This window comes from Halorubellus litoreus, from assembly GCF_037081675.1.
GTDB classification, from domain to species: Archaea; Halobacteriota; Halobacteria; order Halobacteriales; family Natrialbaceae; genus Halorubellus; species Halorubellus litoreus.
The window spans coordinates 12842-33812 of the sequence record NZ_JAZAQL010000005.1 but is presented as its reverse complement, the minus strand read 5'-3'; the positions used below and the strand labels follow the sequence as shown (position 1 = coordinate 33812).

The following is a 20971-nucleotide window of genomic DNA, read 5'->3' as shown; positions in this document are numbered from 1 at the left end:
CCCCAGCGAACTCACCACACCACCCGACCGCGGACACCCGCGACCAGCACGCTTAACCACCATACACCCACAGACTGGGACATGACGGACGCCGAACGCTCCATCCTCCTCACGAACGACGACGGCATCGACAGCCCCGGCCTCCACGCGCTCGCCGACGCGCTCGACGACCACGGCGACGTCACCGTCGTCGCCCCAGCCACCGACCAGAGCGCCGTCGGCCGCAGCATGAGCACGACCGCGGAACTCACCGAGCACGAACGCGGGTACGCCGTCGAAGGTACACCAACCGACTGCGTCGTCGCCGGCCTCACCGAGTTCATCGACGACCCGGACCTCGTCGTCGCCGGCTGTAACCGCGGCGCGAACCTCGGCCACTACGTCCTCGGCCGCTCCGGCACCGTCTCCGCCGCCGTCGAAGCCGCGTTCTTCGACCTGCCAGCGATCGCAACGAGCCTCTACGTCCCCATCCCCGACGACGTCCAGTTCTCCGACGTCCAACCCGAGAAACGCGACTATCGCGAGGCCGCCACGGCGACCGCGTACCTCGTCGAACACGCGATCGACTCCGGCGTCTTCGACCACGCCGACTACCTGAACGTGAACGCCCCGATGCCCGAGAACGGCCCCGCAGACATGGAGATCACGCGCCCCTCGCACTCCTACCACATGGACGCCACGCACGAGGACGGTCGCATCGTCCTCCACGACCACGTCTGGGAACGCATGGCCGACGGCGACCTCCCCGACGAACCCGGAACGGACCGGCACGCGATCGTCAACGGGAACGTCAGCGTCAGCCCCCTCACCGCCCCCCACACCACCGAACACCACGAAGCCCTCGACGCACTCGCGAACACGTACACCGGACGATAACGCTTACGCCACCGACGACCCAACACACGCCACATGTCCACCGTCGAAATCGAATTCTGTCTCCCTTGCGGGTACCTGAACCGCGCCGAAGACGTCCAACACGTCATCCTCGAATCACTCGGTGAAACCATCGACGAGATTACGCTCGTCCCCGGCGACAACGGCGTCTTCACCGTCACCGTCGACCAACAGAAAGTGTTCGACATCGCAGACGACGACTACAACGTCGACCAGATCGTGCGAGACGTCAGGAACAACACCTAGACGCGCCGCCGACGCCGCCCCAACAAGACCCCGACGACGACTATCAGCAACAATAACACACCAACACCACCCAGAACACGTCTGAAAGCCTGGTCACTTACGCCGAACGCCCCGTTCTCAGACACGCTCTCGTTGACGTAGGTGTGTTCAGTAACGCGTTCAAGTTGTAGTGGCTCAAATGGGACCCTTTGGAATTGTACGTTCCCGGGACGACCATAGAATTCCACTTGAGTGCTTAATGGTCCAGTCTTATTCAGGAGCATAGCATGAGCACGTATTTCTCCTTCCACTGATTCGCCCTTATCTATCGGCAAAATTATTGAACTTCGTGTGATATTCTCTCCCTCCGTAGGTCGAACTTCAATATAATCTGCTTGAACGCCAGGTGTCCAGATTTGATAATAGATTGGATAATAATACTCCGAGTCCGAACGAACAGTAATCGTCAATCTCCCAGCGGTATGATTCAGACGCTCAAAATCTATCTTTTTGATTGTGGGACGTAGATATCGCCCGTTGTATTTTCTGGGCACGGTAAAATTATAAGCAATGCTAGCAACTTCGTTTCTCGTGTAGATTGTTAGGTTCCTATATATATCCCCCGCATAATAGTCATTAATAATTTTTTTCTTATATTTTTTTGTCTGCCCCTGGGACAAAGTCCACATTTGATTGGTTAATTGCTTATCGTTGAGGTAGAGAGCGAATCCAACGCTAGTTTGGTTATCAGCGAAGTGGTCTGCCTTCACACGAACGGTATGATTTGAGAGGTTCACACTGATCAAATATTCCGTACCACGACTTCGAAAGCTCCGCTCGATAACTTCCTCCGGTTCTGATTCTTGGACCACATTATTATCCGTACCCGTCTCATTAATCCCCGACGCTCCAGGTGCTGTAGGTACAGCAGCAACTACGAAAAGACCCAAGAGCAGGATGGATGTCTTATTCATTGCAGTCCTCGGTATCGTTGTCGCAGGCGGTGATTCGTGCTTTCGCGGCTTCGATCAGTTCTTGTTTCGTCGCGTGTTCAGTCATCTCGACAGTTATCGTAAATTGTCTTTTTTCATCTGGTCCTGGTCCGTGGACGAGCGTGCCGCTGACTGTGGCGTACGTCACCTGCACGTTTGATTTGTCGTCGTAGGTGTCGACCACCTCGGTGACGTTCCCTTCTTTCGTAAGTATCCACTTCGGGTGCTTCTCGATGCTCCCGATTCGCTTGTCTTCGGCTTTCACGATTCCACGAGCCTGGACGATTGTCGAGACGTTGGTGAACGCTGTCCACTCTTCTCGTGATTTCTGCACGGTCTTCGAGACCGAGTGCCGAGTCTTCGTCAGGGTGCGTTCCTTCGGAATCTGCACGAGGTACTCCGTGTGGTATCGCTTGGGTTCGGATCGGACCTGGCGAGTGTTCCCCGTCGCTGTATGTCCATTAGAGAACGCTTCTTTCGCCCAGTACTGGTGCTGGACTCTTCGGATGACCTCTCGCTCGACGGTTACTGTGCGTTCGACCATCTTCGTCTTCTTGACCGTGATCGTCCGTTCGCGGTAGTAACACCCGATACGCGGGGGACACACCTCCTCTTCGATCGTCTTCTCGACAGTGACAGTCACCGGGACCTTCTTGGTCACTTCCTTCTCGACAGTTACCTGCTTGGTCGTCCAATACCGGTACTGGCGTTCCTTCACGTAGGCGTTCGGATTAGAGAGGACCCGTCTCGACTGTCCTGTCGGCCTCCCCTCCGTTACATTCTGTTTCCACTCCGCAACGACCACCGTCTTCGTCTCTTCGTATCGTTCTTTCCCGGCATAGGACCACTCAGGTTTCGACGCAGCGAACTGTCTTGCGACGGACCCACGACTGAAGTTTCTCAGGTTCTCTTCGGTGTATGTTTCGCGCTCTCGGTTCTGGATGGAGACTGAATCGACGACCTGTATTCGCTTTTCGAACGACCAATCCTGACGAACTAGTTGTCGGTATCTACTCCGGTCAGTGAGTTCGATTTTTTGATTACCGCTGTCGTTCTTGACGCGATATGCTGTTCGTTTCAACGAAAGATTCCGAACCTTGTTCGAGAACCGCAACTTGACGTCTCCAAGTTCCTGAGACACGTGGATTCGTTCTGGATTCTCGACGTTGTAGAGCGTAACCCAGTTCTCACTCTCATTCAAGTCTCTCGCTTCCACGCGGACCGTCGCTACCCAGCGATGCAAGCGATGTTTGATTGCGTTATTCCCATCCACCTCGTTCGGCGGAATCTGTCGCTTCTCCACGGAGAGAATATCGACAGCACTCGAATTCGTCCGTGCACCGAGCGTGATGTTGTATCGCTTCGGATTCTTCGTGAACGCGTAGGAATCAGTCCGAACCTCAAGGACCACGTCCTCACTGCGATTGTACGGCCCACTAGTTGTCATTTGTTGGCCGGTTATTCTCGGGATATAATAGGGGAGGAAGCTACCAAGTTCTTCAGATGTAGCTCCCGTTTCGTCGATAATCCGAACACCAGCAGTGTCTGTGGGGGTAAGTTTAGCGGCCCAATTATTCATTTTCAGATGGTCTGCCCCGTCAAGCCAGTTAATCCGCATTGTATGACCATCTGGATCGAATGATTGGCTCGCGTCAACAATCATCCCCCAATTCTGAACTAGTTCTTCCTTGGTTCCTTCAGTAGGGGAAGTTAATCGTAGTTCAGGCGGACTCGCTGTGACATTAAAACCGGAACGAACTGTGGATGTAATCTGGTTCCTGATGAACAGCTTAGTGTTAACTTGGTATCTTCCAGGCGTGTCCCCTGCCCATTCCGTCTCAACAGTGAGGGTGTCCGACTCCTCGTCGTACGACCGTTCTTTCTCACCTAAACGGATTGATTTGGTTTTATCTGGCCTACTATTTATTGAGACTTGGTTAGGATTATACCCGTTGAGGTCGATTTTGACGACGTGGGTTGCGGTGTAGCGGTCTGGGTCGATTCGGGGGTGGTAGGAGTCGACGGGTGTGTCTTGGAAGCCGATGGAGACGATCTCTGGCCCCGTGGACGTATTGACTGTGTGGCTGGTGGTGCGCGTCTGGCCGCGGTCGTCGGTTGCTGTCAGTGTGACGGTGTAGGTCTGGTTCGGGGCGAGGTTCTCGTATCGGTAGTGGTCTCGGACTTGCTCGGGTTGGAGTCGTCTCATCGGCGGATAGCTGAGCTGGAAGTCGTTCTGGTCGCCGACGGTAACGGTGACGTCTTTCAGGTTGCCGTAGCCGTCTCGTACCTCGAAGTCGCCCGAGATGACGCTGCTTTCGGTCGTGGGGTCGTCGAGTATCGGGGTCGGTGCGGGGTCTGCGATGACGTCGGTGGTGCCGTCGCTGAACGTTGCTGTGTCGGTCGAGTCGTCCGTGTACGTGACTTTGGCTTCGAGTGAGTGGCGTCCTGCTGTCCAGGTGGCGTCGATGGCGGGGTTGGTCGTCTGTGGGTTGCCGTTGACGATCCATTCGATGCTACTGATGTCTTGGGGGTGGGCGTTGGACGCGATACCGTAGGATGCGTCGAGCGGATGGTCGCCCTTCACGAGTTGCGGGCCAGTGACGGTCGGGTCGAACTGGCTGGCGAGCGTGCCATCCGAACCGTTCGGCGTTCCGTCTCCAGGCGAAGAACCGTTCCCAGGGTCGGGCGTGGGTGTGATGATTGGTCCAGGGTCGCTTGCGTTCGGTGGGTTCGTGGGGTCGGTCTCGTTCCCATCGTTCGGTGGTGGTGTCGCGTTCGCTGCGTTGACGGTGACCTGGAGGCCGTCGGTGGTCGTCCGTCCGATTTCGTCTGTCACGATGACGGTGACGGATTGTTCTCCGGTGTCTGTGAACTGTCTCGTGATCGTTGTCGTGTTGTCGGCCGGGATGAGGGTCTCGTTGATGCGCCAGGTGATGTTTTGGACGGGTTCGCTCCCGGCGGTGACGTTCGCTTGGAACGTCGTGGGTGTCTCGGTCGTCGTTCGTAGTGGCCCGGTGACGTTCACGGTCGGAGGGTCGTCCGGTGTGACGGTGACGTAGAGGTAGTCGGTTCGCGTGGCACCGTCGTCGTCGGTGACGGTCAGTGACACGTTGTACGTGCCTTGGTTCGTCGCTCGGAAGCGTGTGCGTTCGCAGGTCGTGCAGTCGGGTTCGATCGTGTTGCCGTCCGGTGTGTCGATACGCCAGGCGTATTCGTCGATGGTGCCGTCGGGGTCGCGGCTGCCGGTTGCGTCGAGGAGGACGGTGCTGCCTGCGGTGACGTGCTGGTCGAGTCCAGCGTCGGCGTTCGGAGGTTCGTTCGCGGGCGAGTGGTGGACAGCGGGGAGTGTCGGTGTGGTGATGAGGAGAACCGCCACCACAATATTCCATGCCATCTGTGTCGGAATTAGATTCGTTCCTTGGTATAAATCCGCGGAAGTTACCAGAGACGATTCAAAATGGTAACGTGAAGGGGTGCGGCCGGCCGTCGTTACGGCTCGGGCTCGGTGAGGCGGGGAAAGACCGAAGAATCAGTCCGAATCCGCAGAGGGACCGTATTCAGTCGTCGTCGTCGTTGTCGGGGTTGCTCTGGGCGAACGAGAACATGTCGTCGGCGGTCGCGTCGTCCTCGTCGTCCTCGTCGTCCTCGTCGTCCTCGTCGTCCGCGTCGGTGCCGTCGGTTGTGTCCGACTGGTCGGCGGTGCCGTCCGCGTCGGCGTTTGCTGCGTCGTCGCCGATGGCGTCGCCGTCGCTCCCGAAGTCGAGGTCGCTGGCGCCGGCGAGCGGGTCGTCGTCGGGGATCTCGCCGTCGTCGGACGAGTCAGCGTCGTCGTCGCTGGGTTCGTCGTCGGCCAGCGGGTCCTCGTCGAAGCTCAGCGCGTCCTCGACGCCTTCGTCGAGGGCGTCGTCGTGCTCCACGTCGTCGGCGGCGTCCTGACTGTCGGGTTCGCTGGTCTCCGCGGGGTTCCACGGTGAATCGTCGACGTCGCTCGTCGCTTCGGACTCGTCGACACCAGTCGTCGCTTCAGCGGTCTCGGCGGGCCCTTCGCCACTCGACGTGCCGAGGTCGAGGTCGTTCGCGCCGGTGTCCTCTCCGAGGTCGTCGTCCTCGTCGGTCTCGCCCGCGAGGTCGTCGCTTCCGGAGTCAGCGGCGTCGGTTTCGTCCAGATCAATGGGCTCGCTGCTCTCGACGCTGTCCGTGCCACCGAAGTCGCTGGTGTCGAACGCGTCGGTTCCCAGGTCGCTCTCGACGTCATCGCTCGCCGCGTCGTCGACGTCGGACTCAGCGTCGAAGTCGGTGTCGTCGACGTCGGACTCAGCGTCGAAGCCGGAGTCGTCGATGGTGTTCGCGTCGTCTTCGACCGACGCCCCTGCTTCGGGTTCGTCCGCACGGGAGTCGATTGTGTCCGATTCGTCTGCCGAGTCCGGTTCGTCCGCGAGCGGGTCGTCGAGCGTCTCCTCGAACGATGGCGCGTCGTCGACCGTCTCGTCGACACCACTGAAGCCACCGTCGGCATCGTCGGCGTCGGTGGAAGCCTCGTCACCGCCGAACGCGTCGTCTTCACCGCCGAACGCGTCGTCTTCACCGCCGCCTGAATCGTCCTCGTCTTCGAACGTCGCGGGCGTCCCGAGACCGCTCTCGGAATCGTCCGCGTCGGACGCGTCGCCAGCGGGTTCGTCCGGGAGGTCGCCGAGCGGGTCACCGCCACCGACCCCACCTGCGGGGTCGGCGTCGTCGGACTCGCCCGCGGGCCCGTCAGAGAGGTCATCGAAGGCGCCGCCGGCGTTCGCGGCCGGTTCAGCGGACGCAGGCTCGGGGTCAGACGTAGCGTCGTCGGCCTGCTGGTCCGGGGCTTCGAGTTCGGGTGCGTCCGTCGCATCGCCACTGAGTTCGCCGACTGCCGCGGCCGCATCCGCTTCGACGTCCACGTCCGTCTGCGTGTCGGCCAGCAGTTCGGATTCGTCCACGTCGAACCCAGCTGCTTCGTCCGTCTCCGTGTCGAACCGGTCGAGTGCCTCGGACAGCCGCGACGCCTGGTTCGCCAGATCGCTCGCACTCCGAGACACCTCGGTAAGTGCCGTCGTCTGCTCCTCGGCGGCCGCGGCGACGTTCTCCGCCTCCGCGGTCGTCTCCTCGCTGATCGTCGCCGCGTCGTCGACCATCGCGACGACCTCCTCCGTCGACGCCGCCTGCTCTTCGGTCGCCGCCGAGATCTCCTGGACGCCCGTGTTCGTCTCCTGAGCGTACCCGGCAATCTCGTCGAGCGCTTCGACCGTGTCCTCGACGGCTTCGGTCGTCGCCGCGATCTGCTCGCTCGCCGCTTCGACGCCGCGAACGGACTGCTTCGTCTGGTCCTGGATGCGCTCGAGGCGCTTCTCGATGTCCTCCGCAGCGTCCTTGGTCTCCTCGGCGAGGTCCTTGACCTCGCCCGCGACGACCGAGAACCCTTCGCCGGACTCGCCGGACCGCGCAGCCTCGATGTTCGCGTTCAACGCGAGCATGTTCGTCTGCTCTGCGATCTCCGTAATGAAGTCGATGAGCTCGTCGATCTGCGCCATCTCGTCCTCGAGTTGGCCCATCTGGTCGGTGACGACCTCGCGCTCGTCCTCGAGCTGACTCATGCGGTCGATCGCTTCCTCGGCAGCGTCGCGGCCGTCGCGACCCGTCTCCGCGGTGCGTTCCGCGAGGTCCGCGACCTCGTTCGACGAGGACGCGATCTCCTCGATCGTCGTCGATAGCCCACTCATCTCCTGACTGACGTCCTGGAGGCTGTCGTTCTGGCGTTCCGCGCCGTCACTGATCTCCTGGATGGATTCCGTGACCTGCTCGCTCGCGGATCGCACCTCCTCGCTGGACGCCGTGACCTCCTCGCTGGAGGTCGCGACCTCGTTCGCGAAGTTCTTCAGGTGCGCGGTCGTGCGCTCGATCTCCGCGATCATCTCGTTAAACTCCTCGGCGATCTCGACCATCGCATCGCTCTCGGACTCCCCGTCGAGACGCTGCGTGAGGTCACCGGCCGCGCACGCCTGCATGACGTCCGCGTACTCGTCGGCTTTCCGCTCGAGGTGCCGGTTCATCTGCTCGGCTTCGGCGCGAGCGAGCTCCGCTTCCTCGCGAGCGTCACGCGCCTCCTGGATCTGATTCCGGAGGGCGTCACGCATCTCAGCGAACCCGTCGTAGAGCCGACCGATGCTGTCGATGCGTTTGGTCTCGAAGTCGACGTTCAGGTTCCCTTGCTCCATCTGGGAGGTCTTCGAGGTCAACCGGTCGATGGAGGACGCGGTGTTACGACCGATGATCATCCCGATGAGGAGCATCACTGCGATGGACCCGAGCGTCGCGAACAGCCCGTACTGGTTGACGGTCTCCACGAACCCGTACGCTTCGCTCTCGGGCGTGTGCGTGAGGACGTACCATTCGGGACCCTGCGTGTTCACGGACGCGTAACTCACGACGTACTCCTCTTGTTCGTACTCCGAGGGCACGAACTGGGCGAGGTCTCCGCTCGGAACTCCCAACGAGAGGACCTGGTTGCCGTCCTTCGTCGTGGCGTTCGACGTCACGCCGTCGACGATGTCCTGATTGTCGTACGTCGCGCCGACGAGTTCGCTCTCACTGGAGAAAGCGACCTCTCCGGTCCTGTCGTCGTAGACCGTCGTGAATTGCCCGTCGCCTTGCGTGAGCGTATCACTGAAGCTGTCGGTGTTCACGACGTAGACGACGACGAGGTTCGCGCGACCGGGGAGCGAGTGCGTGTACGCGAGTGCGCTCTCGTTCTCGCCGGTGAGCATGTAGTCGATGGTGTAGCGTTCGGTGACGGCGCCCTGGGTGCCGGAGATGTTCCGGTTCGCCCAGGGTTCGTCGAGTTCGCTCAGCCGCATCCCGTCGTACTGCGTGGTCGAGGACGCGTTGACGGTGCCGGAGCTGGTGTCGACGAAGTGGACGCGCATCCCGTTCGAGAAGTCGGAGACGCGGTCGCCGAGAACGTCGCCGATCTCGTCGTCCGACTGTGCGTCGTTGATGCCCTGTGATTGGATGAGTGAGGTGAGGACGGCTTGGTTCTTCTCGTGCCAGGACACGAGGTTCTGTGCTTGTTGGTTCGCGACGTTGTCCAGTCCGCCGTTGACTGACGTTCGGACTTCGTCGGTGATCTGTGTCGTGGCGCCAACCCCCACTGCCCCCACGACCACTCCCATCAACAGAAGTGCGATCCCGAATTTTAACGCATAACTTCTGCGGATAAAGTTCGGCGTAACTGTTCGCAACGGGCCCAGCATATGTGCAAAACGGTGGCCTTTGGGCTATAAAATCCCTCCGGCCGTTATCACCCATGAAAACCTTAGCAGGCTTGTAATTACAGGCAAAGTCATTATTTTTCAATGCTGTTAAATTGGAAGTCAGTTTGGCGTTACCGGCGGTCGAGTTGCTGCATCCGCGGTCGGGGTCTCAGGCACGGCGACGCCGTCGCCATCCGACTCGTGAGGAAGGTTGAAGCGCGGGAGTCTCGTACTCGCGAGCGAATGCAACGGGAGGCAGTTGCGTCGTTCGTCGACCGGGCCGCGGCAGCAATCGAGGCGACCCCGGCGATGGGGAAGCGTAACACGGAGTTACGCGTGGTGGAGCCGTTCCTCTCGATGCTGGGTTGGGACGTCCGTTCCCCGTCGGTAACGGCGGCGTACCCGGCGCCGAACGGGACGACGGTCGACTACGCGCTCTGCCCGGAGCGAACGACGGGCGCGTTCGTGCTGGTGTCCGCAGCCGAGGACGAACTCTCCGAGGAGCGCCGGCGTGCCCTCGTCGCGGCGATGCAAGCCGCTGACGTTCCTCGCGGGTTGTACACGAACGGTCGACGGTACGCGCTCGTCGCACTCGATGGTTCCGGGGTCGAATCTGGAAGCGATGCGGTTGGTCGCTCGGTGGAGCACGTGGAACTGGCGCTCGACGCGCTCCCGACCCGACTGGAGGCGGTCGACGCGTTGTCGTTCGACGCAGTGGCGGCGGCCGTCGGTATCGACAGGGCGGCTGTCGCGGAGGCACTCGTCGCCGCAGACCGGGACGCCGTGGATGCGGTCACCGAACGCGTCGTCGACGTCGCGCGCGAGCACGGTGGTGATTCCCCGTCTGACGCTATCTCGGATGGCGCTATGGATGCTGTGGCGTCGGACGTCCGACCGATCGCTCGCCGGTTCCTGCGTGCAGTCGTCGACGAGCTCGCTCCCGAGGGGGTCGACCCGGCGACAGATACGGACGCGCTCGGGGACGTTACGGTCACTGGACAGGACAGTGAGGCGTCGCCGGGGCTGGACGCGAGCGAGACGCAGGAGTCGACCGGCGAGAGCGTCGGGGACGACGCGTCGGACGGTCCTCGCGATGGCGTCACTGACCGGGACGGAGTCACCGACCGGGATGGAGCTGCCGACCGGGACGGAGTCACGTCGTTGTCGCGAGCGAGTGCGAGCGAAGGTGCGTCCACGGACAGCGAGTACGTCCTCCGGTTCTTCGAGGACGGCCGGTCGGTCGGTGCGGTCGGGAACCCGAACGTCGACGCTGCGCTCGCGCAGGGCGTCCGGTACCTGCTCGAGGAGCGCGGTATCGGGCCGCGAATCCAGTTCCCGTACGCGCCGACGGCCGACGACCGAGCGTTCCTGCATCGGGAACCGATGCATCCGGACGGCAGTCGGATGCAGTCTGCGATCGATATCGGCGGCGTCTACGTGGCTACTGGCCAACCGGTGAGCGACCTGCGGTCCGCGGTCGAAGCGCTCGCCGAACGCGGCGGCCTTCGCGTGATGTTCTCCGGCGACTGGGCGTGACCGGTGGAGCGCAGCGGATTCCAGATCGGTCCCCGAGTGGAAGCGGTCCGAATCGGGGGGAAGCGAGTGCTCTTGAGCACCGACGGACAAGGGACGGGTATGAACATGCTCGTGGAGGGCGAGTGGCGCGAGGACGCGTACGAGTCGACCGACGACGACGGCGAGTTCGACCGCCAGGAGACGAGTTTCCGGAACTGGGTGCGCGACGACCCCGACGCACGGTTCACGCCGGACGCGGGCCGGTACCACCTCTACGTCTCTCGGGCGTGCCCGTGGGCGCACCGCGCTGCGATGGTGCGGGCGCTCATGGGGCTCGAGGACGTCATCTCCATGGACGTCGTCGACCCGTACCGCGACGCCGACGGCTGGCAGTTCACGCCGTCGAAGGACGACTGCACGTACGACACCGTGAACGGCGCCGAGTACCTCCGCGACGTGTACACGGCTGCCGACGACGAGTTCACGGGACGGGTCACCGTCCCCGTGCTCTGGGACCGCGAGGAGGGAGTCATCGTGAACAACGAGTCCGAGGAGATAATCAAGATGTTCGCGGACGCGTTCGGCTCGTTCGCGTCGACAGACGTCGACCTCTATCCGCCGGCACTCCGCGACGACGTCGACGACGTCATCGACGCCATCTACGACCCCATCAACAACGGCGTGTACCGCGCCGGGTTCGCTGATTCGCAGGCCGCACACGAGCGGGCGGTGACCGAGTTGTTCGACGCGCTCGAGCACTGGAACGCGGAACTGGGGGACCGCCGGTGGCTCGTCGACGAGCAGTTCACGCTCGCTGACGTCTGCCTGTTCACGACGCTCGTGCGGTTCGACGAGGTCTACCACACGCACTTCAAGTGCAACGTCGCGAGAGTGACCGACTTCGACGCGCTCTGGGGACACACTCGCGACGTCTACCAGCTCCCGGGCATCGCGGCGACCGTGAACATGGCGCACATCAAGGAGCACTACTACACGACGCATACGGACGTCAACCCGAAGCGACTCGTTCCGCTCGGACCGGACCCGGCGTTCGACGCCGAGCACGACCGGGGCGAACTCCCGGGTGAGTCCCCCTTCGAGTCCTGACCGACGCGGTTTCGCGTACGTATAGCGCTCATTACCACCACCCATACCCATTGGCGCCCATCTGTCACAACCCACTTTCGAACAGGCACGAGTCCGATAAAACCTAGTCGATATTTGTTCGAAGAGACGCCAGCCGACGATCGGAGCGAACCCACCGCAGTATCCGACTTATCTGTATGAAAAGTCTTAATTTTTGCCCTTTATAATTGGTATGATACTAAGAACACGGCCAGCACACTTTTGTTATATCATGCTCTTAACGTGCGTAACAACTGATTACCAGTATGTATTCAACTCGCCCCCCCGGAGTCGGCACCGGCGATCGAGCAGCGTCCGCGATTGTCGGCCTCGTCCTCCTCTTCGGGCTCGTCATCGCGGGCGCCGGCATCATCTTCTGGGCGGGCATGGACGCCAAACAATCAGTCCAGTCCGCGTCAGAAGTCGACACCGCAGAGACGTCCCTCCAAGAGGTAAGTACGAAACTGTCCACGCTCGCGTTCAAAGGTGACGGCGCCGTCACCTCGTTCGACCTCAGCGGGAAGGACGCGAACGACGTCAGCATCGTCGACGACGGCGAGATACACTTCGAACTGAACGGGAAGTCCGCGTGCTCCGCGACGGTCGAACTCGGCTCTATCATCTACGAGAACGACAACGGACAGACCGTCGCGTACCAGGCCGGCGCCGTCTTCAAGAAGACGGATGGTGGCGTCAGCATCGTTCAATCGCCGTCCATGGAGTACCGGACGAAGGTCATCGACGGCACGAACGTCCGAACGCTCCGCTTCCCGATAACGAACGTCAGCGGCGACGTCCACAGTAGCGGGACCGTCACCGCAACCGCGAACACCTCGAAGTCCGGGCGATTCCAGAAGGACCTCTGCCTGACCGGCTCGAACACCGACGAGATAGAGTACGTCCGCGAGATCAAGATCACGGTCGACGGCAGTTCGTACTACAAAGCCTGGGAGCGGTACTTCCGCGAGGAGTTCGGCGCTGCCGGCACGATATCCGTCGACGACGCGAACCAGAAGGTCAGCGTCGTCGCACCGCTGGGTTCCGGCGTCACCCCAGACCAGTTCGAGATCGACGACGAGGAGATCTACGGCGCCATCTTCTCCGGCTCCTCGGCCGGCGAACTCCTCCTGCAGACCCAGCACGCGGCCGTGAACAGCTACGACAGCGCGGACGGCCCCTGGGGCGGCTCCGACCCGACGTACGGGAGCGAAGGGACCATCATCACGCGCGGTAACGTCGAAGTCCAGGCGAACGGCGCGATGGTCGACGGGAACGTGTACGCCGAAGGCGAGGTCGACCTCTCGAACTCCTGCGCCGGCGGCGCGGCGAACTGCGTCAGCGGTGACGTGTACGTGAACAACTCGACGGCCGGTGCTGGCGGCCCGACGACCGCGCTCTACCCGACGTCGAAGAGTCAACGCGAAGACGCCATCGGTGGCTCATGGGGGAACGGCACCATCGTCCCCGACGTCCCGACGATGGACGCGACCATCGACGACACGCTCTCGACCGTCGACGAGTACAACAACAACGACGACGTCAGCGTCGTCAACAGCGAGCAGATACAGTTCTCGAGCGGGAGCGCAACCGTGGAGAGCGGCGTGTACTACCTCGACGAGTTCACGGTACCGGACGGGAACACGCTCACGCTCGACACGTCGAGCGGCGACATCGTGTTCGCCGTCGACGGCGACGTCGACATCGGCGACGACGCGCGCGTCGAGGTCACTGGCCCCGGGCAGGTGCGGACGTTCATCGGCGAGAGCACCACGAGCGGGAACCAAGTGACCGTCGGCGGGAAATCGACGGTCACCGTCACCGACAGCGGAACGCCCACGTTCCGCTCGAACGCGTTCTTCCTCGCGTGCAAAGCAGGCTGTAACGCGAAGTTCGAGAAAGGAAACGGCGGGACGGACACGCGCTTCACGGGCGTCATCTACGGGCCCGGCGACGCCGCCGACGACGGCACCGTCGAACTCGGGAAGTTCACCGAGGTCTGGGGCGCACTCGTCTCCGGGACCGTCACGTTCGAACAGCAGTCCGAGTTCCACTTCGACACCACCCTGAAGAACAGCGAACTGGACGAAGACGGCGACGGCGTCCCCGACGTCATCGACGACGACAACGACTTCCCGGACGGCGACGGCGACGGCTTCAGCGAGAGCGAGGACGACTGCCCGAACGTCGCCGGCACCGGCGAGAACGGCTGCGCGGGCGTCACCGAAGACGAGGACGCGAACACGCTCATCGTCAACCAATCCAGCGCCACCATCACCGTCGTCGGCTCCCAGATCGCGAACGAGCGCGTCACCACCAAGCCCGTCGAGACCCGCCACCCGCTGAACGTCGAACTCGTCATCGACGACTCCGGGTCGATGTACTACGGGAACGCCGACCCCAACAATCCCTACCGCACCCAGTCGTTCGGTGACTGGAGCGACTGGGAGACCATCAACAAGGCCGACTACGCCGGCACGGGATACTACGAGGACAGCCCCGAGCCTGGCTACGAGTGGGAGGTCAAGTACGAGAGGTGCGAGAACTGGAAGGAGACCGGGAACGGTTGGAAGTGCACGAAGTACGAAGACGAGACCACCACGGAGATAATAACGGCCTTCGAGAGCCTTCCCGCGGCCGTCGACAAGCAAGACGAGGTCCGGCGTCACCAGCGCACGAGCTGGACGGTCACGGTCCCCGAAGACGAGGTGTACATCGGCTACACCCAGTATGGGGGCGGCGCCACCGAGCGGTTCTTCCCCGGAGACACGTTCTCGAACGCCGAGTACGAGTACTACTACGCCTTCGACATCGGGAGCGACCCGTACTACGAGCGCCTGGAAGCCGGGAAGTCCTTCGTCGGTCAGATGCAGTCCAAGGACCGCGTCGGCGTCCTCCAGTTCGAAGCCGACGTCACCCGGAAACACGGGCTTTCGAACGCCTGGACGACCATCAACGCCTCGATGAAGAAACCGAACTGGGGCGCCAGCGGGAGCACCAACATCACGGGCGCACTCATCAGAGCGACGAACAACCTGAACGACAGCGCCGACACCCGTGACGACCTCGCAGTGAACCACACCATCGTCCTCCTCACGGACGGCACGCAGACCGTCAGTCCCGGCGACGCGGACAACGACGGCGACTACGAGCCCGCCTGGAAGGAAATTCAGGGGCTCGCGAAGCAAGCGCACTCCGCGAACATCACCATCTACACCGTCGCACTCGGCGAGGGGAGTAACACGAACAAGACGCTCCTGAAGCAGATCGCGAACACCGGCGACCCCGTCACGGACGGCGAGTTCTATCACGTCGAAGACGCCGGCGACCTCGAAGAGAAGTTCGGAGAGATCGCGACGCGCGCGAAGACCGAGAAGACCCGGATGATACAGCACGCGAACACGACGACGACCATCCACCTCGGCGGCGACCAAGTGTCGTTCGACGGGAACACGAACCCCGAGAGCGGCTTCCCGTCGAAGACTGTCGACTCGAACCTCGAGCCCGGTGACGCCGTGCACTTCGCGACCACGATGTACAACTGTAACGGGAACACCACGTACGACACCATCACGAACACCACGAACGGGCAGACGTACAACGAGACGTACTGCACGAACAACGCCGGGACCGCCGAGGAGTCAACGCACGCGAGCGACTCCAAGCACCAGATCTTCACCGACGGCGACGCGATTCCGAGCGTCCAGACCGACGCCTGGTACAAGGACGACGCGAACAACACCGTCAAGGAGATGGTCGAGAACTACAACGCGTCGCTCGTCGACGGCGACGAGTTCACGCTCCCGGAGAACGACGCCATCATCCTCGTCAACATCAGCGACGACGAACCGAACGACCACGACTTCATGGTCATCCACTTCGACGCGAACGACCAGGCACCGCCGGACCCCGAAGACCAGGACGTCGACGCGCCCGACGACGATGACGACGACGACAGCGACACCGACGGGGACGGCACCTCGAACGACTACGTCATCTCGCTCCCCTCCAGCGACGTGAACGTCAGCGCCGGCAACCCCTCGCTCGCACCCGCGGCAGCGAGCATCACCGGACCGCAGGACGTCCTCGACAGCACCACGAGCACGCTACCGAACGCACCATCGGCACCGGCAGCCAGCGTCCGCGACTGACGGCGACGGGGAGTCGCCTCAACGGAGGGCGTTGCGCAGGTCGCGGGTCCACGGGTCTCCGTGCCCGGCCAATAGACGGATGTCCCCGAGATTTCTGAGGTTCGAACGCGACGCTCGTGCTTGGTCGTGGTCGGCGTTCCACCACTCTGGGAGGAGTTGTGGCGTATTGCCCCGCCACGTTTCGAAGTCCACGGTAGCCAGGGCATCGCCCCAGGACAGGACGTCGCGATCGGATAGATAGAAGGCGACCTGGCTCTCGGTGTAGTCGGGATGCGCGTGGGTGAGCGGACACGCCTCGATGTCGGCGCGGTCGTAGCCAAGTCCGTCGAGTTGCTGGAGAAACTCCTGCCAGTGCGTCGGGAACCCGGTATCGATCACCGTCAGCGCGTCGTCGTCCTCGATAAGATACCAGTTGACGCGAGCGCTACCGCATCGATACACGCCTTCGGTCAGTTCGGAACTCGTCGTACGAGTCTCCGAAGACCGAGCATCAGGCCGATGATGGCGAGCACGAACGCGGTCTGAAGGAGACCCCACCGCAGTGCCTTCCCGAACGACGCGTCGAGTCGGTCGGGATCGTGACTGCTCACACGGGCTAGTTCCGGTTGCGGAACGTGTTACGATTCGCCCATTGCGACGAAGCCACAATCGACGTCAGAGTCTTCTCGACTGGTGGTTGTAATATGTCGGTGGGGTTCGAAGACAGAGGGTATCGTCGTGGCCGGGTCGGGGATTTTTCTGAGAACCCCAAATAATAAATCAGTTGATGAGACAGGTCGGGTGTGTCCTTTGAAGAGTTAACGTATTCGAGACGTTCCGTTTTGAAAGCTGGTTTGATTGGGAGTCCAATGCTCACAGCAGGCTGCCTTCGACTCGATGAAGGAGACCAATCAGCTACGGCTACCTCGGAGACAGCGAGTGGGACCGCTCCTGAGTCGGAGACTGCAACCAGTGCTTCGTCTGTGTCGGATAGTGAGGAAGAGCCAGCATCAGGAACTGATGAAGGTGATGGGGCGTCGACTGAAGGCACTGCTGAGGAGCCGAATGGGTCCGTGGTTGTCCCTGATCAGGAGACTGACGGGAGCTACGTCTCGGTTGCTAAAGTCCAGACGAACGTCGAGGCGATCATTCAGGTGTATGACGGGAACGGTGACTTCCTTGCGAACCCCGGCATTCGTTTCGAGCCCGGTGAAACCCGGAACGACGTCAGGATTGATTTCGAGTCCACGCTTTCGGCCTCGACGGAGGTGACTGTCAGATTGTTCTGGTGTGAAGAATCCGGTCCGGACACCTGCAATGGCCCGACCATTGCGACGGATACTGCAACCCTGTCAGTCACAGGAACGAGTGCAACCCAGACAACGACAACCGCACCATCCGGCTTGGTCGTACTCGACGACCAGGAAACGGATGGAACCTACGTGACAGTCAGTAAAGTCCAGACGAACGTCGAAGCCATCATTCAGGTGTACGACGCGAACGGTGACTTCCTAGCCAATCCAAGGATCCGCTTCGAACCGGGTGAAACGCGGAACGACATCAGAATCGAATGGGAGTCCGCGCTCTCGAACACGCAAGAGGTGACCGTCAAGTTGTTCTGGTGTGAAGAGTCCGGGCCAAATACTTGCAACGGCCCTACTATCGCACGGGATACGGCGACCTTGACTGTGGACTGAACCGTCGTCACTCCGGAGGTATCTCAGAGGAGGAGCGTCTCAGTCTTCGGTCGTTCGAACCGCCTTCTCAGCGTGGTCCGTCGCCACGTAGTACGTGTGGTTGCGATGTGTTTCGTCTTCGGGCTTGACTTTCCGGTCGCTCCGTTTGTTCGTACTGCCATCTGACTCGGTGACCACCCCCGTCTGTCGCAGTGCGCGATACAGGTGGCGGACGCGTTCGAACTCCATATCCAACTCCTCGGCGGTCGTGCGCGGGCAGTCCGGGCCGGCGCGCGCGAGCCGTTCGACGAGCATCCGACCCTCGGGGAGATGCCGCAGGACGTTGACTCGCCCGTCGGGTTCGTCGAGGAACCGGAGCAGATGGTCACCGTCGCGCGACAGTCGGTAGTACGTGTGATGCTGACGGACTTCGTCGGCTTGCTTGGCTTTCACTCGACGTTGTTTGACCGTGCCGGATTCGACGCGTTCGAGCAGCCCTGCCGTTTCCATTTCCTGGCAGAGCGATTCGACGTGCTTGCGTTCTGCATCGAGGTGACCGGCCATCGACCGCGGGTAGTTCCCTTCGACGGCGTCGAGATGATAGCAGATGAGGTATGCGACGGGGTCGGCCGGGAGCGGCGCCAGTTGGTCGACGATTCGTTGTTTGCGTTCGAGGTGCGCTTCGAGTTCTTTCGCTCGCTCGTACCGAGCTTCCGCGTTTGTCGCGGGGTCGGCATCGAGATCGAGCGTGATGTCGATCGGGTCGCCTCGTGGTGTGTCGAGCGTGACGGTGAGGTCCCCAGACTCCCAGTGGTCTCCAGACTCGCTGTGAGCTTGCTCCAATGATTGCTGGACTCGCTGGTAGCGAGTCATGATCGTATCGGCTTCCAGGCGGAGGCGGTCGATCTCGGCCTGTGAGACCATGCTATCTGTGTGATGCCCGCCTTTCTGTTTGAAACCACCGTGTCCGCTGGCCAGCGGTCAGACCCGTGAACATGGCGGAATCAAATTGAGTTGGGTTTCTCGGGGGCGGTCTCTCGAACCCGGTCCTCGTACTGACCCATGGTTTATGTTGCTGTGCTGTCAATCAAATGTTGGCGAATCGCATGACATCGGCGACCCTCGTTCCGCGGCGTGATGAAATCACATCGGCGAAGAGGGGTTCCCTTTATAAACGCCGTACTGCCGTCTGCGAAATGGTGCCAGTCACGCAGAATCATGGGCGCTGCAGGATTTGAACCCGCGGCAGCTTGGTCCGAAGCCAAGTACTCTGTCCAGGCTGAGCTAAGCGCCCTGTGTCTATCGGGAGTCGGCAGAGCGATTTAAATGATGTGGTTTCGGGGCGGAATCGGGGTGCTTTTTGGGGGGCCGTGGGTGGACTGGGGTATGTCGAGTGTCGTCGAGACGGGCCGTGGGTTGGTGGAGTTGACGCGGCCGTCGAACTCGGTCGCCGCTGGCGTGTTGACGTTCCTGGGGGCGTTCGTCGCCGGTGGCGTCGGTGACGCCCCCGTGGCGACGGGTGCTGCGGTCGCGGCGACCGTGTTCGCGACGGGAGCCGGGATGGCCATCAACGATTACTTCGACCGGGAGATAGACGCCGTGAACCGACCGGAGCGAGCGATCCCGCGGGGCGCTGTGAGTGCGCGCGGTGCGTTGGCGTGGAGTGCGGTGCTGTTCGTCGGTGCGGTCGTCGCCGCGGCCGTCCTCCCCGTTCTCGCTATCGGTATCGCGGTGGTGAACCTCCTGGCGTTGATCGCGTACACGGAGTGGTTCAAGGGCTTGCCTGGGGTGGGGAATCTCGTCGTCGCGTACCTCACGGGGAGTACGTTCCTGTTCGGTGGCGCGGCGGTGGAGGCCCCGCTGGCTCCCGGTGTGCTGTTCGTGCTCGCGGCGCTGTCGACGCTGAGTCGCGAGATAATCAAGGACGTCGAGGACGTGGCTGGCGACCGCGAAGAGGGACTGCGGACGCTCCCGATAGCGGCGGGGGAACGAACCGCGTTGCACGTCGCGACGGTCGCGCTGGTGGTGGCGGTCGTCGCGAGCCCGATACCGTTCGTGCTCGGGACGTTCGGCGCTGCGTACCTCGCGCTCGTCGTTCCCGCTGACCTGGCGATGCTGTACGCGGCGTCCGAGGCGTACGAGGACGCGACAGTCGGCCAGACGCACCTGAAGTACGCGCAGTTCCTGGCGGTCGTGGCGTTCCTCGTCGGTCGAGTCGCCCCCTCGGGAATCGTCCCGACGTAACGGGGTTCCAGCGACCGACACCACCCCTCCTGTCAGCCGGCTAAGTGACCCAATCAAAACTTCTATATGCTGGATACTGTATTCTCTTATCAACCGAAGCGCCGTGGGCGCGCCGTGGTGGGGGCGACGTCTGCTGCGATAGTCATTCGCCATGTACGAACTGCCAGAGGAACTGTCGGACGCTCCATTGCCGGCTGGGACGAACCTCCTCGTCGCCGGGCCGCCATTGACGGGTAAGCGCGACATCGCATTCGAGATACTGGCGACCGGTGCGCGAGCCGGCGAAGGGTCGATCGTGGTGACGACGAAGGACGACGCGGAGAAGGTTCTCGAGGACTACGCGGGGTTCGTCGGCGACGTCGAGGACGTCGACGTCGGCGTCGTGGATTGCGTGACGAAACAGCGAGGGGTCGGGAGCGTCCGAGAGGACCCACGCGTGAAGTACGCGTCCTCGCCCGTCGACATGACCGGTATCGGTATCAAGCTCTCGGAGTTCCTGGAGGAGTTCTATCAGGTCCGCGGGCACGAGCAGAACCGCATCCTCCTGCATTCGATATCGACGTTGTTGATGTACTCGGACCTCCAGACCGTGTTCCGGTTCATGCACGTGTTCACGGGACGCGTGCAGAGCGCGGACGGCTTGGGCGTGTACGTCATCGACTCGACGGCGCACGACGACCAGACGATGAACACCCTCAAACAGCTGTTCGATGCGGTCGTCGAGGTGACCGACGACGGTGACGGCGAGCGAACCATCGAGACCGCTGGCTTCCCGAGCGTGAACTGACCGCGCGGACGAAGGCCGCGGTCCTCCGGGCGAACGCCCCAGATCAGAGGGGCGTTGTCCGTTGCGTGCACGACGGCGCTAGCCTTTTGCGGTCCGTGAGCGTCTATCT

Annotated in this window: 13 protein-coding genes and 1 tRNA gene; 8 read left to right on the top strand and 6 right to left on the bottom strand. The window is 61.9% G+C overall.

Annotated features, from left to right (window positions below):
* Positions 1 to 81 precede the first annotated feature (81 nt).
* Both surE and VYJ16_RS19450 read left to right on the top strand, forming a co-directional pair.
* Positions 82 to 876, top strand: coding sequence for a 5'/3'-nucleotidase SurE (surE, locus tag VYJ16_RS19455; protein ID WP_336351986.1), 795 nt, complete (start codon positions 82 to 84; stop codon positions 874 to 876).
* Between the two features lie 33 nt (positions 877 to 909).
* A complete protein-coding gene (locus VYJ16_RS19450) occupies positions 910 to 1140 on the top strand; it encodes a SelT/SelW/SelH family protein (RefSeq protein ID WP_227130591.1) in 231 nt (76 codons plus the stop codon).
* Here VYJ16_RS19450 and VYJ16_RS19445 read toward each other — a convergent pair.
* From VYJ16_RS19445 to VYJ16_RS19435, 3 genes are all read right to left on the bottom strand, one after another.
* Positions 1137 to 2093 carry a hypothetical protein gene (locus VYJ16_RS19445; RefSeq protein WP_336351985.1) on the bottom strand — a complete coding sequence of 319 codons (957 nt, stop codon included), beginning with the start codon at positions 2091 to 2093 and terminating at the stop codon, positions 1137 to 1139. The genes VYJ16_RS19450 and VYJ16_RS19445 overlap by 4 nt on opposite strands.
* Complete coding sequence (locus VYJ16_RS19440; RefSeq protein ID WP_336351984.1) at positions 2086 to 5505, bottom strand: PKD domain-containing protein; 3420 nt, start codon at positions 5503 to 5505, stop codon at positions 2086 to 2088. Before VYJ16_RS19440 ends, VYJ16_RS19445 begins: the two co-directional genes overlap by 8 nt.
* A 163-nt stretch (positions 5506 to 5668) precedes the next feature.
* Positions 5669 to 9307, bottom strand: a complete 3639-nt coding sequence (locus tag VYJ16_RS19435; RefSeq protein ID WP_336351983.1) for a methyl-accepting chemotaxis protein — start codon at positions 9305 to 9307, stop codon at positions 5669 to 5671.
* A gap of 324 nt (positions 9308 to 9631) precedes the next feature.
* On the opposite strand from VYJ16_RS19435, the gene VYJ16_RS19430 reads away from it, so the two are divergent.
* The 3 genes from VYJ16_RS19430 (at position 9632) to VYJ16_RS19420 (ending at position 16176) form a co-directional block, all read left to right on the top strand.
* Entirely contained in the window at positions 9632 to 10924 is a 1293-nt protein-coding gene (locus VYJ16_RS19430; protein ID WP_336351982.1) for a hypothetical protein, read from the top strand.
* A 99-nt stretch (positions 10925 to 11023) separates the two neighbouring features.
* A complete protein-coding gene (locus VYJ16_RS19425; RefSeq protein WP_336351981.1) occupies positions 11024 to 12010 on the top strand; it encodes a glutathione S-transferase family protein in 987 nt (328 codons plus the stop codon).
* Positions 12011 to 12294: 284 nt separating this feature from the next.
* Positions 12295 to 16176, top strand: coding sequence for a vWA domain-containing protein (locus VYJ16_RS19420; protein WP_336351980.1), 3882 nt, complete (start codon positions 12295 to 12297; stop codon positions 16174 to 16176).
* 18 nt (positions 16177 to 16194) lie between these two features.
* Here the strand turns inward: VYJ16_RS19420 and VYJ16_RS19415 are convergent, their stop codons facing one another.
* A complete protein-coding gene (locus tag VYJ16_RS19415; RefSeq protein ID WP_336351979.1) occupies positions 16195 to 16617 on the bottom strand; it encodes an MBL fold metallo-hydrolase in 423 nt (140 codons plus the stop codon).
* 407 nt (positions 16618 to 17024) lie between these two features.
* Between VYJ16_RS19415 and VYJ16_RS19410 the strand changes: the two genes are divergently transcribed.
* Positions 17025 to 17852 carry a hypothetical protein gene (locus VYJ16_RS19410; RefSeq protein WP_336351978.1) on the top strand — a complete coding sequence of 276 codons (828 nt, stop codon included), beginning with the start codon at positions 17025 to 17027 and terminating at the stop codon, positions 17850 to 17852.
* 39 nt (positions 17853 to 17891) lie between these two features.
* On the opposite strand, the gene VYJ16_RS19405 is transcribed toward VYJ16_RS19410, so the two are convergent.
* A complete protein-coding gene (locus VYJ16_RS19405) occupies positions 17892 to 18755 on the bottom strand; it encodes a DUF2250 domain-containing protein (RefSeq protein ID WP_336351977.1) in 864 nt (287 codons plus the stop codon).
* Positions 18756 to 19050: 295 nt separating this feature from the next.
* Positions 19051 to 19125: transfer RNA gene (locus tag VYJ16_RS19400), tRNA-Arg, on the bottom strand.
* Positions 19126 to 19217: 92 nt separating this feature from the next.
* Between VYJ16_RS19400 and VYJ16_RS19395 the strand changes: the two genes are divergently transcribed.
* Together VYJ16_RS19395 and VYJ16_RS19390 are read left to right on the top strand one after the other, a co-directional pair.
* The gene (locus VYJ16_RS19395) at positions 19218 to 20075 is read left to right on the top strand and encodes a geranylgeranylglycerol-phosphate geranylgeranyltransferase (RefSeq protein ID WP_336351976.1); all 858 of its coding nucleotides are present in this window, start codon (positions 19218 to 19220) and stop codon (positions 20073 to 20075) included.
* Between the two features lie 151 nt (positions 20076 to 20226).
* The gene (locus VYJ16_RS19390; protein WP_336351975.1) at positions 20227 to 20862 is read left to right on the top strand and encodes an RAD55 family ATPase; all 636 of its coding nucleotides are present in this window, start codon (positions 20227 to 20229) and stop codon (positions 20860 to 20862) included.
* Positions 20863 to 20971: the final 109 nt, after the last annotated feature.